The following is a 13,431-nucleotide window of genomic DNA, read 5'->3' as shown; positions in this document are numbered from 1 at the left end:
CGGCCCCTGACCGCGGGCCGCCGGGTTTCACTTTCCCTCTGACCGGCGAGAAAGATCATGACCAAGACCGTCCTGAAGGTTGAAGCGGTATCCAAGACCTATCCCGGCGTGCGCGCACTGGATGAGGTGAGCCTGGAATGCCTGGCAGGCGAAGTCCATGCCATCCTGGGCGAGAACGGCTCGGGCAAAAGCACGCTGATGAAGCTGGCCTCCGGCACGGTGACGCCCGATGGCGGAAGGGTGGAGATCGACGGCAAGCCCCTGACCTCCGCCGATCCACGTCTGGCGCATGATCTGGGTCTGGCGACCGTCTATCAGGACGACAGCCTGATCCTTGAGATGACCGTGGCGCAGAACCTCTATTTCGCGGCCAAGCCCGGCAGCGTGCCCTTCGGCCAGATGGTCCCCTGGGCCGAGGCGCAGTTGCGGCCCTATGACGTCGGCATCCCGGCCCGGGCCCTGGTCGCGGACCTGACCCCGGCGCACCGGCAGTTTGTCGAGATCGTCAAAGCCTTGATCTCCAAACCGAAAGTCCTTTTGCTGGATGAACCCACCTCGACCCTCGACATGGAGGGCGTGCGCAAGCTGACCGCGATCATCCGCAGCCTGACGGCGCAGGGCACCGGCATCCTTTATGTTTCCCACCGCCTGCCCGAGATTCTGGATCTGGCCGACCGCGTGTCGATCCTGCGCGACGGCGTGCACCGCGGCACCTTCCCGATCACCCCCGACCTCTCCGAACAGGATCTGGTCCGCCTGATGGTCGGGCGCGACATCACCAGCGAATATCCCCCGAAATCGGGCCGGATGGACAGGCCGATTCTGACCGTGCAGGGCCTGGGCGGCGATGCCTTCCACGATGTCAGCTTCACCGCCCATGCCGGCGAGATCCTCGGCTTTGCCGGGGCCGAGGGCAACGGCCAGCGCGAGGCCCTGCGCGCCCTCGTCGGGCTGGAGGAGGCGGGCGGATCGGTCCTCTGCGCCGGGGCTCCGGTCGATTTCACCTCCCCCCGCGCGGCTTTGGGCTGCGGGGTGCTGTTTCTCAGCGCCGACCGCAAGGGCGAGGCGATCTTCCCCGATCTCGGCGTTCAAAAGAACATGGTCCTGTCGCTGCTGGACCGCTTCTCCGCAGCGGGCCTGTTGCGCGCCGAGCCTGAGCGCGCCAAGGCGCAAGAGATGAAGCAGGATTTCGGCGTCGTGGCAGCCAGCCTTGATGTGCCGGTGATCGGCCTTTCGGGCGGCAACCAACAGAAAGCAGTGCTGGCGCGCAGTTTCCGCAGCGGCGCCAAGGCCATCCTGATCGACGAGCCGACCCAGGGCGTCGACGCCAGCGCCCGCCACGAGATCTACCGCGCCGTGCGCGAGAATATCCGGACCGAGGGCACCTGCATCGTCAACTCCTCCGACGCGCAGGAGCTGGCGGGGATCTGCGACCGGGTTCTGGTCTTTTCCCGCGGCCGGATCGTGAAGGAGCTGACGGGGGAGGATGTGACCGAAGAGAAGATCGTCTCCTCCTTCCTGACCGTGCGCGACGCGAAAGCGGTGCGGGTGGAGGAGGCGGGCTCGACCCTGTCGCGGGGCTTTGCCACATTGGTCAATGGCAGTGCGATCTGGTGGGTGCCTTTGGTCTTTCTGGCCGTGCTGACCCTGCTGGTCGGCGGGTTTGCGGCGGCGGAAAGCGATGTCTTCCTCAAGGGCATCAACATCAAGCACTTGCTGCAGGCGGCGGCGCCGGTGGGGCTGGTGGCCATCGCGCAATTGCACGTGCTTCTGGTGCGGGGCCTGGATGTTTCAGTCGGCTCGCTGATGAGCCTGACGGTGGTGGTGGAATCCGTCCTTCTGGCCACGGGGGCGCCGACGGGTCTGCTGATCCTTGGCCTGCTGGCCTGTCTGGCGATGGGCGCGCTGGTCGGGCTGGTCAACGGCGCCTTGGTGCGCTTTGCCCATATCAACGCGGTGATCACCACGATCGCCATGCTGTCGGTCCTGCAGGGCGTCGCCCTGATCCTGCGGCCAACGCCGGGCGGGGCGATCAACGCCGGGCTGAACGCGGTGCTGAATGCCAAGATCGGCTTCCTGCCGCTGTCCAGCGTCGCCCTGATCCTTCTGGTTCTGGCCGGCGACTGGTGGCTGCACCGCACCCGTTCCGGGCTGGAGGTCAAGGCCGTGGGCTTTCGTGAGGAGGCCGCCCGGCGCAACGGCGTGCGGGTCAACTTCGTGCAGCTGCGCGCCTATGTCCTCGCCTCGGTCACCACGGTGATCGCCGGGCTGTTTCTGGGCGCTCAGGTCGGCGTCGGCCACCCGACCGTCGGGCAGAACTTCGCCCTCAACAGCATCGCCGCGGCGGTTCTGGGCGGGGCCGCGCTATCGGGCGGGCGCGGGTCTTTCGGCGGGGCGCTGTTCGGGGCCTTCTTCTTCACGCTGATGGTCAACGTGATATCGATCCTCGGGCTTTCAGCCTCGGTCGGGGTGATCACCTCGGGCCTGATGACCCTGCTTGCGATCTTTCTTTACTCCGGCCTCGCGGAGTTCGACCGCGGCCTGCGTCGCCTGTTGCGCCGCCGCACCCGTGGCCGCCGCGCGATCCCGGCGGAGTGAGGCCGATGTCCGACAAATCCCCCAAACTGGAGACCAAGATGCCCAGCGATATCTCCACCTTCAGCGGCGATCTGCCCGCCAAGCGCCAGAACCCCGGCTTCGGCCTGCAGATGCGCTTTGTCGCGATCTGGATCGCACTGGCCGCCCTGCTGGCCGCTTGCGCGATCTTCCTGCCGCGCAGTGTCGATCCGGGAACCCTAATGTCGATCATTCCCTTCGCCGCTTTCCTGACGATCGCAGCTATGGGGCAGGCCAGCGTCATCATGGCGCGCGGGATCGACCTTTCGGTGCCGGCCATCGTGTCGATCTCCTGCTCGGTTCTGGTCGGCGTGTCGCAGGGCAGCGATGCGCGGCTGCTTCCGGCGATGGCCGCGGCTTTCGCGGTGGCATTGGCCGTGGGTGCGGTGAACGGGCTTCTGGTCGCAGTCCTGAAGCTGAACGCGCTGATCGTGACCCTGGCCATGGGCGCTGTCGTGACCGGGCTGAACCTGTGGTATCGTCAGGGGCTGGCCGCGGAATCCAAAGTGCCGCCGGCGCTGGCCGACCTCGGCTCGGCCCGGGTTCTGGGCATTCCCGCCTCGGTTTGGCTGGCGCTGGTCATTCTGGCCGTCATCACACTCCTGCTGCGCAAGACCCTGCCCGGCCGCCGGTTCGAGGCGGTCGGTGCCAATCCCCGCGCCGCCCATGCCACCGGGGTCGAGATCATGCGCTATCAGGCGGGCGCCTATATCCTGGCCTCATTCCTTTACGCGCTGATGGCGATGCTTCTGGCCGGCTTCATCCGCAACCCGACCCAGGACGTGGGCGCCCCCTATCTGCTGGCCCCGATCGCTGCCGCCGTGCTGGGCGGTACCGCGATCAGCGGTGGCATCGGCAGCATGGTGGCGGTGGCCGGGGCCGCGCTGTTCCTGATCCAGCTGGACCAGTCGCTGAAGATGATCGGCCTGCCCACCTCGAACCAGATGATCCTGCAAGGCATCGCCATCGCCGCCGGGATGTATCTGTCGGAATGGAGCGCGAAAGGCCGCCGCCGCGGCTGAGCCAAAATCCCGCAAGGGTCACGCTGGCCGTCGTGACCTTTGCGGTTGTGCCTTTCAGAACTCGTTTCACGCCGCCGGGCCTCATGCCGAGAATGCTGACGAAGAAGCGCAATCGTGATGGGCGCGGAAGAATTTTTTCAGGAAGTTTCCATTTCCCCTTGCAAATATTTCCACATTCGCAAAATTTGCAGCTCCAGGTAAGAAATGGTCGCCATCCCTTGGCCCATCCCCGCGGCTGAAAAGGCGAAAAGGCTCTCCGATGGCGAAGAAGATCTATAATTCGATGAATGACTTTGCCGCAGTCTGCGGCGTTTCGCGCCCCACCTTGTCCAAGTATTTCAACGATCCGATGACGGTCAAGGAGGTGACCCGCAAGCGGATCGAGGTGGCGCTGAAGAAGTCGAACTTCGAACCGAACATGTTCGCCCGCCACCTGAACCGCAAGCGGACGCGCAACATCGGCATTCTGGTGCCCACGATGTCCGACCCGTTCTATGTGCAGGTCGTGACCCTGCTGGAACTGGAACTGCGCGCCAAGGGCTACTGGCCGATCCAGATTTCCTGCCACTCCCGCCCCGAGCTGGAGGAAGAGGCGATCCGGACCCTCCTTGCCTTCAAGGTCGCGGGGGCGATCGTGGCGCCTCTGGGGGAGAGGTCACAGCCTTCGGTGCTGCAACGCTTGACCGACGCCATTCCGGTCGTTTGCTTTGACACCCCGGCCAGCATTGATCTGCCCTATGTCGGCAACGACAATGCCCAAAGCGTGGCCGCCATGGTGCAATACCTGTGCCGCTCCGGCGAACCGCCGGTGTTTCTTGAAGTGCCGCGCGTCAACGAAAACTCGGGCGAGCGGCAGAACAGTTATTGGGCGACCATGATCAAGGAAGGGCACTCGCCCCTGGTGATCGACTGCGACGCCCCGGTGTCGTGGGAGTTCGAGCGGCTGGGTTACGAGCAGATGCAGAAGATCCTCGGGCGGGGCGGGCTGCCGGGCAAGACCCTTCTCTGCGCCAACGACCGCTTTGCCTTTGGGGCGATGGCCGCCGCCTGTCAGGCCGGCCTGAAGATCGGGCGCGGCGACACCTGCGATATCCGGATCGCCGGCCATGATGACCATCCGCTCAGCCGCTACACCTGCCCGTCGCTGACCACGATGGCGCAGAACGCGCCGGAGATCGCGGCGAAAAGCGTGGAGATCCTGCTGAAACGCATCGAGGAGGTCGATGTGGGCAAGGTGACCCCGGCGCGCAAGCTGACCCTTGAGGCGACCTTGATGATGCGGGATTCGGCCTAGGCCTCCGGGCGGAGGACGGCGAGGTCGAGCGCGCGCCAGGCTTTGGCCAGGGCACTCAGGGCCTCCTCGGCTTGCGGGATGTCGCGGCCCATCGAGAGGAAGCCATGGATCTGACCCGGCCAGATCCGCACCGAAGCCGTCGCCTCGGCGGCCAGACGCGCGGCGTAGGCGGCGCCCTCGTCAAAAAGCACGTCATGGCCCGCCAGAACGACGAAGGCGGGGGCCACCCCCTCCAGCGCGGCGGCGCAGAGCGGCGAGGCGCGCCAGTCCGACCACAGGGCCGGGTCCGGGATATAATGGCCGCGAAACCATTGCATGGCCTTTGCCGTCAGGCCGAACCCCTCGGCACAGCGCCGGTAGCTTTCGGAGGTCTGGCGCTGATCCGTCACCGGATAGATCAGCAACTGGGCTGCGACCGGCGGCACGTCACCGTCGCGCGCCATCAAGGCCAGAACGGCTGCCAGATTGCCGCCCGCGCTGTCGCCGCCCAGGGCAATCCGGGCGGGATCAATGCCAAGGCCTTCAGATCGCGCAACAATATGGCGCAGGGCCGCAGCACAATCGGTCAGAGCCGCAGGAAAGGGATGCTCCGGCGCCAGCCGGTAATCGGGCGAGATGACGACCCCGCCCACAAGATTGGCCAAGGTCCGGCAGATGTCCTCATGGGTTTCGGGCGCCCCGATCACCCAGCCGCCGCCATGCAGGTACAAAAGCGCCGGCGCGGCCTTTTCCGGGGCGCCCCTTCCGCGCCAAACCCGCAGCCGGATCGGGCCGGCCCAAGTTTCAAAGCTTGCGCCCACCTCTTCCAGCGGCCATTGCGATTGCGCGAAGCCCGTCAGGTAATCTTGCCGGGCCGCTTCGGGCGGGAGGGTTTCGACGGGCGCGGCCGCGGTCAGTGCCGCCTGTCGCAGGGCCTCCGCGGCCGAGGCGTCGAGGCCGCTCATGCCAGAAGGCTCCTCGCTTCGTCCTCGCGCAGCTCCGCCGGCTGCGAAATCGCGCCTGCAATGGTCTGAGCCATGCCCGTCTCGCCGGCCCGCAGGATCGCCTCCATGATCTCCAGCACATGCAGGGCAAGATCGCCCGAGGCGCGCGGGCTGCGCCCTTCGGTGATGGCGCGCGCCAGATCGGCGAGGCCGAGCATCCGGTAATTTGCCCGGTCGGGGTCCACCACCGGCCAGTTCACCGCGCCATAGGTCATGGTCGAAGTATCGGTTTCCGCCCAGGCAGCACCAAGATCGGACAGGGCCACCACCCCGCCGAAAGTATCGGGGTCGGGCAGGCGCAACGAGCCTTTGGTGCCGTGCAATTCAATCGGATGGTTGGAATGGCGGAACACGTCCCAGGAGGCGCCGAAGGTCACGGTGGCGCCGCAGGCGAACTCCAGCAAGGACAGGACCGAAGTCGGCGTGCCCACCGGGAAGGTCGTGCCGGTCTTCGGACCGGGGGCCGAGATCAGCCGTTCGGCCTGACCGCTGGTGGCCACCGCCTGAACCCGGCGCACCGGGCCCATCAGATTGACCATCATGGTCAGGTAATAGGGACCCATGTCCATGACCGGACCGGCGCCGGGCTGGTAGTAAAAGCCGGGGTCGGGATGCCAATGCTCCATCCCGCGGCCCAGCATGAATGCGGTTCCGGTCACCGGGTTGCCGATGGCGCCGCCTTCGATCAGACGGCGGGCACAGCGCCCGGCGGCCCCGAGGAAAGTGTCGGGCGCCGAACCCAGCGCCAAGCCCCGACGCGCCGACTCGGCCACAAGCTTGCGGCCCGCTTCGGCCGTCACCGCCAGCGGCTTTTCGGTAAAGACGTGCTTGCCGGCCGCAAGCGCCTGCATCGAGATGTCGAAATGCGCCGCAGGCACCGTCAGGTTCAGGATCAGGTCCACGTCGGGTGCGGCCATCAGCCCGTCGACATCCATCGCTTGCAGCCCGAACTCAGCCGCCCGCCGCGCCGCCGCCTCGGGGAACACGTCCGCGCAGGCGGTGATCTTGACCCCGCCGAACAGGGCGGCGTTGCGCATGTAGGCCAGCGAGATATTGCCGCATCCGACAACGCCGATCCGTAGATTTTTCTGTGTCATGTTCCGAACCCGATCTCTTCCCCGAGCGACGATTGCGAATCTGATCTGCGCTTGCTTAACGCAGTGTAGAAAGAATGTTGACGTGCGATAACATTTTATCTTATGTACATTCAAGTCACAGGGAGGAACCGCCGTGAGATCGATGGGAAAATAGGACCACTTTCCTTCGGGAAACAAACTCCCTGCGCCGCCCCCTCCACCCGGCGGGCATTGGCCCGCAACGTCAGGCTTGACGATCGCCACGCGCTGAAACTTTCCTGCCATTCATGATTGCAAATCCACTTTTTGCAACGGCTCCGGCGTGACCAAAACCCGCAAGATCAGGACATTCAGATGACCAGCCCCGCCTTGAAATACGGTTGCCAGACCWTCACCTGGGAAATGTTGGGGGCCAAATGGACCGGCGGGCCGGATGATCTGGTCCGCGCCATCGCGGATGGCGGTTACGGCGGGATCGAGATCACCGATGTGATGATCGGCTCCTACGCTGGTCGGGTGCAGGACTTCGCGCGCCGTCTGACGGATGCCGGCCTGGCGCTGGTGTCCTTTGCCTTCGGCTCGGACAGCGGCTTTACCGAGCCGGCGCAGATCGGCGCGGACCTTGAAGCCGCGCGCCGCTGGGTTGATTTCGCAGCACATTTCCCGGGGGCGCTGGTCTCGATGGGCTCGGCCACCGTGATGTCCGAGGGGCCGCGCGCGACAAAGTTTGACGTGGCGGCCGATGTCTATAACCGCGCGGCCGAGATCGGGCGGCAGGCTGGAGTCACGGTCGCGGTTCACCCCTCCTCGCACCACAACACCCTGCTCTTCACCCGCGCCGATTATGACCAGATCTTTGCGCGGCTTGATCCAGGGGTGGGCTGGGTGCCCGACACCGGGCATATCCTGCGCGGCGGCCAGGTGATGGAAGACACGCTGCGCGCGTTCCTTGGCCGTATCCGCTATGTCCACCTCAAAGATGTCGATGCAACGGGCACTTGGGCGATGCTCGGGGCCGGCAGCTGCGACATTGCGCAAGTCATCGCCACTGTGCGCCAGGCGCCCGATTTCAACGGCTGGATCGTGGTGGAGGAGGAATCCGACACCGCCGCCGCCGATCCGGCGGCCGCCGTCCGCGCCAACCTGCAGACCCTGCGTGGGCTGAATATCGCCAAGGTGCCGGCATGATCCGCAAAGAAAACCGCCTGCTGCGCGTCGGCGTCCTGGGCTGCGGCCCCATCGCGCAATTCGCCCATCTGCAATCCTGCACCAAAGCCGCCAATGCCGAGCTTTACGCCATCTGCGACGCGGCGCCCGACCTTCTGGCGCGGATGGCCGCGACCCATGCCCCGCGCAAGACCTTTGCCGATTATGACGAGATGCTGGCCGACCCGGATCTGGAGGCCGTCATCGTCGCCACCTCGGACGCCTATCATGTGCCGATGTCGATCAAGGCCCTGCAGGCGGGCAAGCATGTGCTGTGCGAAAAGCCGATCGGCACCTCGATCGAGGAGGGTCAGGCGCTGGCCGCTGCCGTCAAGGCCTCGGGCAAGGTCCTGCAGGTCGGCCACATGAAGCGTTTTGATCCGGCCCTGCAGGACGCCCGCGCCTTCGTGCAGGAGGAGATGGGGCAGATCCTGGCGCTGAAGGCCTGGTATTGCGACAGCACCCACCGCTACACCAACACCGACGCGATCCAGCCGCTGCCGATCACCAGCGCTTTCGCCCGCAAGCCTTCGGGGAACCCCAAGGCGGATCTGCGGCAGTATTTCATGCTGGCGCATGGCTCGCATCTGGTCGACACCGCCCGCTTTTTCTGCGGTGAGATCACCGCCGTGCGCGCCCGCCTGTCCGAAAGGTTCGGCGCCTATTGCTGGTTCGTCGAGACCGAGTTCGCCAATGGGACCCTGGGTCACCTTGACCTGACGGTCGCGGTGCGGATGGATTGGCATGAAGGGCTTCAGCTTTACGGCGAGAATGGGTCTGTCACCGCCAAGACCTTCAACCCTTGGTATTTCCGGTCCTCCGAAGTTGATATCTTCCACGAAAAGGACGGCACATCGCGCCGGCCGCTGGGCGCGGATGGCCATTTCTTCCGCCGCCAGCTGGAGGGTCTGGCCGACACCGTCCTGAACGGCGCCCCGATGCGCGGTGCGGGGGTCGAGGACGGCATCGCCTCGATCAAGGCGATGGTGGCCATCGCGCGCTCGGTCGAGTCCGGCGAAAGGGTGACCCTGGAGTCTGTGACAGGGGCGGTGTGATGCAGCTTGGGATCTTCGCCAAGACCTTTGCGGGCACCGATCCGGCACTGGTGCTGCGGGCGGCCAAAGTGGCGGGCTATGACTGCGTGCAGTTCAACCTGGCCTGTGCGGGCCTGCCCGCCTTGCCCGAGGTGATTGCCGACGAAGCAACTGTCATTGCCCGGATCGCCGCAGCCGGTCGGCAGGAGGGCGTGGCGCTTATGGCGCTGTCGGGTACCTACAACATGGCGCATCCAGACCCTGTCCGGCGCCGCGCGGGCATGAAGGGTCTGGAAACCGTGATCCGGGTTGCGGCTGGCGCGGGCATCGGCCTTGTCACGCTTTGCACCGGCACCCGGCATCCCACCGACCAATGGGCGCATGACCCGGGCAACGCCGACCCGACCGCCTGGGCGGATATGGCTGCGGAAATCGCCCTGGCGCTGGACCTGGCCGAGGCCCACAAGGTCGATCTGGGGATCGAGCCGGAGCAGGCCAATATCGTGACCTCCACCGCCGATGCCCGGCGGCTGATCACCGAGATGGGCTCCTCTCGCCTGAAGATCGTGTTTGACCCTGCCAACCTTTTTGAACGCGCCAGTCGTGCGGAGGCGCGCGAGATCATCGCACGCTCCATCGCGCCGGCAGCAGGCTCCATCGCCATGGTCCATGCCAAGGATCGCCACGCCGACGGACGGTTTGCCAAGGCAGGGCAAGGCGTGGTCGATTTCGCCGATCTGCTGGCGCAGGTCAGGGCCACAGGCTTTGACGGCCCGCTGGTCACCCATGGGCTTGAGGCAGAGGAAGCCCCCGCCGTGGCGCAATTCCTGCGGGGGCTGCTGTGATGGCCGGGACCGTGGTCTTTCAGCACGGCCTGGGTGGCGGCACCGATCAGGTGGCGCAGAACTGGCCGGAGGGGACCGGGCTGAGCCGGCTGACCCTCGCTTGCCGGGGCCACGATGCCACGCCGCTTGGTCCTGATCGCCCCTTCACGATCCCGATGTTCGCCGCTGATGTGCTGGCCGGCGCGCCGGAAAGCTTTGTTGCCGCCGGGATCTCCATGGGCGCCGCGATTGCGCTGCATCTGGCCTGTCATCACCCGGAACGGGTGCGGGCGCTGATCCTGATCCGCCCGGCCTGGACCTTTGCCGCCGCCCCGCCCAACATGGGGCCGGTGGCCGAAATGGCGGCCCTGTTGCAGCGCCTCGACCCGCAAGCCGCCGCCGCCAGCTTTCGCGCCAGTGCGACGGGCCTGTGGCTGGCCAAGGAAAGCCCGGACAACCTCGCCTCGATCCTGGGCTATGCCGAACGGCCGAACGCCCGAGCTTTCGCGGAGGTCCTGCAGGACATCGCGACCCTTGCGCCGGGGGTCAGCCCAGCGCAGGTCGCGGCCCTCCGCCTGCCCTGTCTGGTCATCGGCAGCGCCCGGGATGCCGTCCATCCGATGGAAAGTGCGGAACTTCTGGCCGCGACCATCCCGCAAGCCCGCCTTGTCCGCGTGACGCCCAAGGCGGACGACCGCAACCGTCATCAAGCCGAAGTGCGCGCCGCCATCGCGGCCTTTCTGGCCGAACAAAACTGGAGCCCATCGTGATCGCCAACCATGCCCAAGCCATTGCAGCCCTGCCGCGCGACCGGTTCCTGGCCGAGTTTTCAACCTGGTCGGCCGATCTGGTCAATCTGGAACGGGACCTCAACCGGATCGAGACCCTTGCCGACTTGCACCACATCGACGTGGCCGATGGCCGGTTCGCGCCCGGCTATCTGTTCTTCCCCGATCTGGTGGCGCAAATCGCCAGGAAGACCGCCGTGCCGATCCATGTCCATCTGATGGTCGAGGCGGATTGCGTCGAGGCGCAGATGCAGCAGTTCATCGAAGCCGGTTCCAGCCTGATATCGGTTCATGCCGAAAATGGGCAGGCAGGCCTGCGGGCCCTGCAGATGGCCGCCGACGCGGGGGTGATGGGCGGCGTGGTCCTGCGCCAGGAAACCCCGGTCGAGGCGATCACACCCTTCCTGCCCCATGTCGAGATGGTGACTTTGCTCGGCACCAAAATCGGCGTCAAAGGTCAGTCCCTGGCCGAGAATGCCTGCGACCGCCTGCAGGAGGCGCGCCGGCTGATCGACCAGGCCGGACGGCCCAACATCATTCTCGCGGCGGACGGCGGCATCCGGGAAAACACCGTGCCGAAGCTGCGCAAGGCCGGGGCGCAAACCGTCGTTCTGGGGTCGCTGGCCTTTGGCGACCCGGATCTGGCCGGGCGCATCGCCTGGCTGCGCGACCTGTCAGGTCCTGCCACATGACACGGGCGGCGCTGGCCTTTGATCTGGGCGGGACCGATCTGCGGGCGGCTTTGGTCACGCGCGATGGCGTCGTGCACCAGGCGCTGACGGTCCCGACCAAGGCATCAGGCGGCGTCGAGGTGATATTGGATCAGATGACCGGGCTGGCGGGTCAGTTGCTGGCAACCGGGGCTGACGGCGGGATTGCCGGCATCGGCCTTGGCGCTCCCGGCCCGCTGGACCCTGCGGCGGGGCTGATGATTGCGCCGCCGACACTGGCAGGCTGGCGCGATGTGTCGATTGCGCGGCTTCTGTCGGACCGGCTCGGCCATCCGGTGGCGCTCGACAATGATGCCAACATGGCCGCTTTGGGCGAATGGCGCTTTGGGGCCGGGCGGGGGCATTCGACGGTGCTGTTCATCACCGTCTCCACCGGCATCGGCGGTGGGCTGGTCTCGGAGGGCAAGATCTTTCACGGCCACCGGGGTCTCGCGGTAGAAATCGGCCATATGGCCATTTCGGAGAGCGGCCCCAAATGCTTTTGCGGATCGGTCGGCTGTTTCGAGGCTTTCGCGTCCGGCACGGCGCTCGGGCTGTTTGGCCACGCCGCGGCGGCCCTACCCGGTGGTGCCTTGATCGGCGAGCTGCAAGCGGAAGAGGGGCGCCCGGGGGCCCGCGCCGTGGTCGAGGCGGCGCGGCGCGGCGATGCGGTGGCCAAGACCCTCGTCGCACAGGAGGCGCGCTGGCTTGGCATCGGGATCACCAATCTGCTGCACCTCTTCTCGCCCGATGTCGTGGTGATTGGCGGCGGCCTCGCCAATGCCTTCGACCTGCTGATCGGCGGGATTCGCAGCGTGGTGGAGGTCAGGGCGATGACAGCCTATCGCGGGGTTCCGATCCTGCGGGCCGATCTGGGCGCGAAAGCCGGTCTGGTCGGGGCCGCAACCCTGGCCTTTTCCAAACACGACGCGCTTGGTCAGACGTAACGCACTTCGACCCCAAGCTTGTCCAGCCGGAGGCGGATCGCATGAGGCATGTCGCTGTCAGTGATGATCATATCGACCTGAGCGCAGGAAAACGCCTTGGAGGTGGCTTCGATGTCCCATTTGCTGGAATCGGCGACGAGGATGACCCGCCGGGCCATCCGCACCAGGTTGCGCTTGGTCCGCGCCACGTCTTCGTTGACATCCACCACGTCAAAGGCCGGATCAATCGCATGGGCGCTGACAAAGGCCTGATGCGCCACAAGGCCGCCCACAGCGCGGTCGGCGTCGGCCACGATGGTGCTGACCGTGCCGGGAAACACCCGCCCGCCGATCATGTGCACATCGAGCCCCGGCCGGTACATCAGATGCTGGGCGATGTTCATCGCCGTGGTCGCCACCACGACATTTTCCACCGGCGTCATATGCATGGCGACCTGCATCAGGGTCGATCCGCTGTCAAAGACCAGCGACTGGTTGTCGGTGATGAGCCGCGCCGCCGCCTGGGCGATGCGCCGCTTCGCGTCGAAGTTGCGGCGCATCCGTTCATCAAAGGCGGCGGAGGGCGAATCGAGCGGCACGGCAATCGCACCGCCATGGGTTTTGATCAGCTGCTTCTTGGCATCCAGAATCTCCAGATCAGACCGGATGGTGACTTCGGAAACGCCGAAATCCTCCGCCAGCTGGGCGGTGCGAATCTGCCCGGCGCGCTGAAGTTCCAGGATGATCTGATGGCGGCGCTGTTCGGCAAGCATGTCGGCTCCAGTCAGGCCAAGGGTCGGCGCGATCTTGCGAAATTCGACAGCCCTGGCGATGGCGTTTCAAAAGTTCTCGCAAATCTACGGCATTTTGCCCGGATATCAATCTTTAAACGAAAGGATTCGGAAGATTGAGTGTTATGTTTATCTTGGGTTAGGCTTTCGCAACATCACAG

At 65.8% G+C, this 13,431-nt stretch carries 13 protein-coding genes; 10 read left to right on the top strand and 3 right to left on the bottom strand.

Translation table 11 applies throughout. From position 1 onward, the window contains the following. Window positions 1-57 precede the first annotated feature (57 nt). The 3 genes from AC1DVR_RS16190 (at window position 58) to AC1DVR_RS16180 (ending at window position 4,932) form a co-directional block, all read left to right on the top strand. On the top strand, window positions 58-2,598 hold the full coding sequence (locus AC1DVR_RS16190; protein ID WP_478001634.1) for an ATP-binding cassette domain-containing protein: 2,541 nt from the start codon (window positions 58-60) through the stop codon (window positions 2,596-2,598). 5 nt (window positions 2,599-2,603) lie between these two features. Further along, entirely contained in the window at window positions 2,604-3,638 is a 1,035-nt protein-coding gene (locus AC1DVR_RS16185; protein ID WP_478001633.1) for an ABC transporter permease, read from the top strand. A gap of 259 nt (window positions 3,639-3,897) precedes the next feature. Continuing rightward, entirely contained in the window at window positions 3,898-4,932 is a 1,035-nt protein-coding gene (locus AC1DVR_RS16180; RefSeq protein WP_478001632.1) for a LacI family DNA-binding transcriptional regulator, read from the top strand. On the opposite strand, the gene AC1DVR_RS16175 is transcribed toward AC1DVR_RS16180, so the two are convergent. Together AC1DVR_RS16175 and AC1DVR_RS16170 are read right to left on the bottom strand one after the other, a co-directional pair. After that, window positions 4,929-5,876 carry an alpha/beta hydrolase gene (locus tag AC1DVR_RS16175; RefSeq protein WP_478001631.1) on the bottom strand — a complete coding sequence of 316 codons (948 nt, stop codon included), beginning with the start codon at window positions 5,874-5,876 and terminating at the stop codon, window positions 4,929-4,931. The two genes, AC1DVR_RS16180 and AC1DVR_RS16175, sit on opposite strands and share 4 nt — an antisense overlap. Next, window positions 5,873-7,012 carry a Gfo/Idh/MocA family protein gene (locus tag AC1DVR_RS16170; RefSeq protein ID WP_478001630.1) on the bottom strand — a complete coding sequence of 380 codons (1,140 nt, stop codon included), beginning with the start codon at window positions 7,010-7,012 and terminating at the stop codon, window positions 5,873-5,875. The genes AC1DVR_RS16175 and AC1DVR_RS16170 overlap by 4 nt, the downstream gene beginning before the upstream one ends. A gap of 333 nt (window positions 7,013-7,345) precedes the next feature. Between AC1DVR_RS16170 and AC1DVR_RS16165 the strand changes: the two genes are divergently transcribed. From AC1DVR_RS16165 to AC1DVR_RS16140, 6 genes are read left to right on the top strand one after another with little or no spacing between them, the layout of a single operon-like run. Further along, window positions 7,346-8,179 carry a sugar phosphate isomerase/epimerase family protein gene (locus AC1DVR_RS16165; protein WP_478001629.1) on the top strand — a complete coding sequence of 278 codons (834 nt, stop codon included), beginning with the start codon at window positions 7,346-7,348 and terminating at the stop codon, window positions 8,177-8,179. Continuing rightward, window positions 8,176-9,252 carry a Gfo/Idh/MocA family protein gene (locus tag AC1DVR_RS16160; RefSeq protein WP_478001628.1) on the top strand — a complete coding sequence of 359 codons (1,077 nt, stop codon included), beginning with the start codon at window positions 8,176-8,178 and terminating at the stop codon, window positions 9,250-9,252. Before AC1DVR_RS16165 ends, AC1DVR_RS16160 begins: the two co-directional genes overlap by 4 nt. Further along, the gene (locus AC1DVR_RS16155; protein ID WP_478001627.1) at window positions 9,252-10,076 is read left to right on the top strand and encodes a sugar phosphate isomerase/epimerase family protein; all 825 of its coding nucleotides are present in this window, start codon (window positions 9,252-9,254) and stop codon (window positions 10,074-10,076) included. The genes AC1DVR_RS16160 and AC1DVR_RS16155 overlap by 1 nt, the downstream gene beginning before the upstream one ends. Beyond that, complete coding sequence (locus AC1DVR_RS16150) at window positions 10,076-10,825, top strand: alpha/beta fold hydrolase (protein ID WP_478001626.1); 750 nt, start codon at window positions 10,076-10,078, stop codon at window positions 10,823-10,825. The genes AC1DVR_RS16155 and AC1DVR_RS16150 overlap by 1 nt, the downstream gene beginning before the upstream one ends. Then, on the top strand, window positions 10,822-11,535 hold the full coding sequence (locus AC1DVR_RS16145) for a ribulose-phosphate 3-epimerase (protein WP_478001625.1): 714 nt from the start codon (window positions 10,822-10,824) through the stop codon (window positions 11,533-11,535). Before AC1DVR_RS16150 ends, AC1DVR_RS16145 begins: the two co-directional genes overlap by 4 nt. Beyond that, window positions 11,532-12,500: an ROK family protein gene (locus AC1DVR_RS16140; RefSeq protein ID WP_478001624.1), complete on the top strand. Its 969-nt coding sequence runs from the start codon at window positions 11,532-11,534 to the stop codon at window positions 12,498-12,500. The genes AC1DVR_RS16145 and AC1DVR_RS16140 overlap by 4 nt, the downstream gene beginning before the upstream one ends. On the opposite strand, the gene AC1DVR_RS16135 is transcribed toward AC1DVR_RS16140, so the two are convergent. Continuing rightward, window positions 12,491-13,252 (bottom strand): DeoR/GlpR family DNA-binding transcription regulator, encoded by a 762-nt coding sequence (locus tag AC1DVR_RS16135; RefSeq protein ID WP_478001623.1) that lies wholly within the window; start codon window positions 13,250-13,252, stop codon window positions 12,491-12,493. The two genes, AC1DVR_RS16140 and AC1DVR_RS16135, sit on opposite strands and share 10 nt — an antisense overlap. Here AC1DVR_RS16135 and AC1DVR_RS16130 point away from each other — a divergent pair. Further along, window positions 13,229-13,390 carry a hypothetical protein gene (locus AC1DVR_RS16130; protein WP_478001622.1) on the top strand — a complete coding sequence of 54 codons (162 nt, stop codon included), beginning with the start codon at window positions 13,229-13,231 and terminating at the stop codon, window positions 13,388-13,390. The two genes, AC1DVR_RS16135 and AC1DVR_RS16130, sit on opposite strands and share 24 nt — an antisense overlap. Window positions 13,391-13,431 lie beyond the last annotated feature (41 nt).

This window comes from Rhodobacter sp. P2_H5, from assembly GCF_056403335.1.
The sequence above is the reverse complement of the archived record's forward strand: the minus strand, read 5'-3'. Positions and strand labels throughout refer to the sequence as shown.

Bases quoted from the DNA above. Each gene is read 5' to 3' on its own strand.
- AC1DVR_RS16190 (WP_478001634.1), top strand. From the start codon at position 58: ATGACCAAGACCGTCCTGAAGGTTGAAGCGGTATCCAAGACCTATCCC.
- AC1DVR_RS16185 (WP_478001633.1), top strand. From the start codon at position 2,604: ATGTCCGACAAATCCCCCAAACTGGAGACCAAGATGCCCAGCGATATC.
- AC1DVR_RS16180 (WP_478001632.1), top strand. From the start codon at position 3,898: ATGGCGAAGAAGATCTATAATTCGATGAATGACTTTGCCGCAGTCTGC.
- AC1DVR_RS16175 (WP_478001631.1), bottom strand. From the start codon at position 5,876: ATGAGCGGCCTCGACGCCTCGGCCGCGGAGGCCCTGCGACAGGCGGCA.
- AC1DVR_RS16170 (WP_478001630.1), bottom strand. From the start codon at position 7,012: ATGACACAGAAAAATCTACGGATCGGCGTTGTCGGATGCGGCAATATC.
- AC1DVR_RS16160 (WP_478001628.1), top strand. From the start codon at position 8,176: ATGATCCGCAAAGAAAACCGCCTGCTGCGCGTCGGCGTCCTGGGCTGC.
- AC1DVR_RS16155 (WP_478001627.1), top strand. From the start codon at position 9,252: ATGCAGCTTGGGATCTTCGCCAAGACCTTTGCGGGCACCGATCCGGCA.
- AC1DVR_RS16150 (WP_478001626.1), top strand. From the start codon at position 10,076: ATGGCCGGGACCGTGGTCTTTCAGCACGGCCTGGGTGGCGGCACCGAT.
- AC1DVR_RS16140 (WP_478001624.1), top strand. From the start codon at position 11,532: ATGACACGGGCGGCGCTGGCCTTTGATCTGGGCGGGACCGATCTGCGG.
- AC1DVR_RS16130 (WP_478001622.1), top strand. From the start codon at position 13,229: ATGGCGGCGCTGTTCGGCAAGCATGTCGGCTCCAGTCAGGCCAAGGGT.
- AC1DVR_RS16135 (WP_478001623.1), bottom strand. From the start codon at position 13,252: ATGCTTGCCGAACAGCGCCGCCATCAGATCATCCTGGAACTTCAGCGC.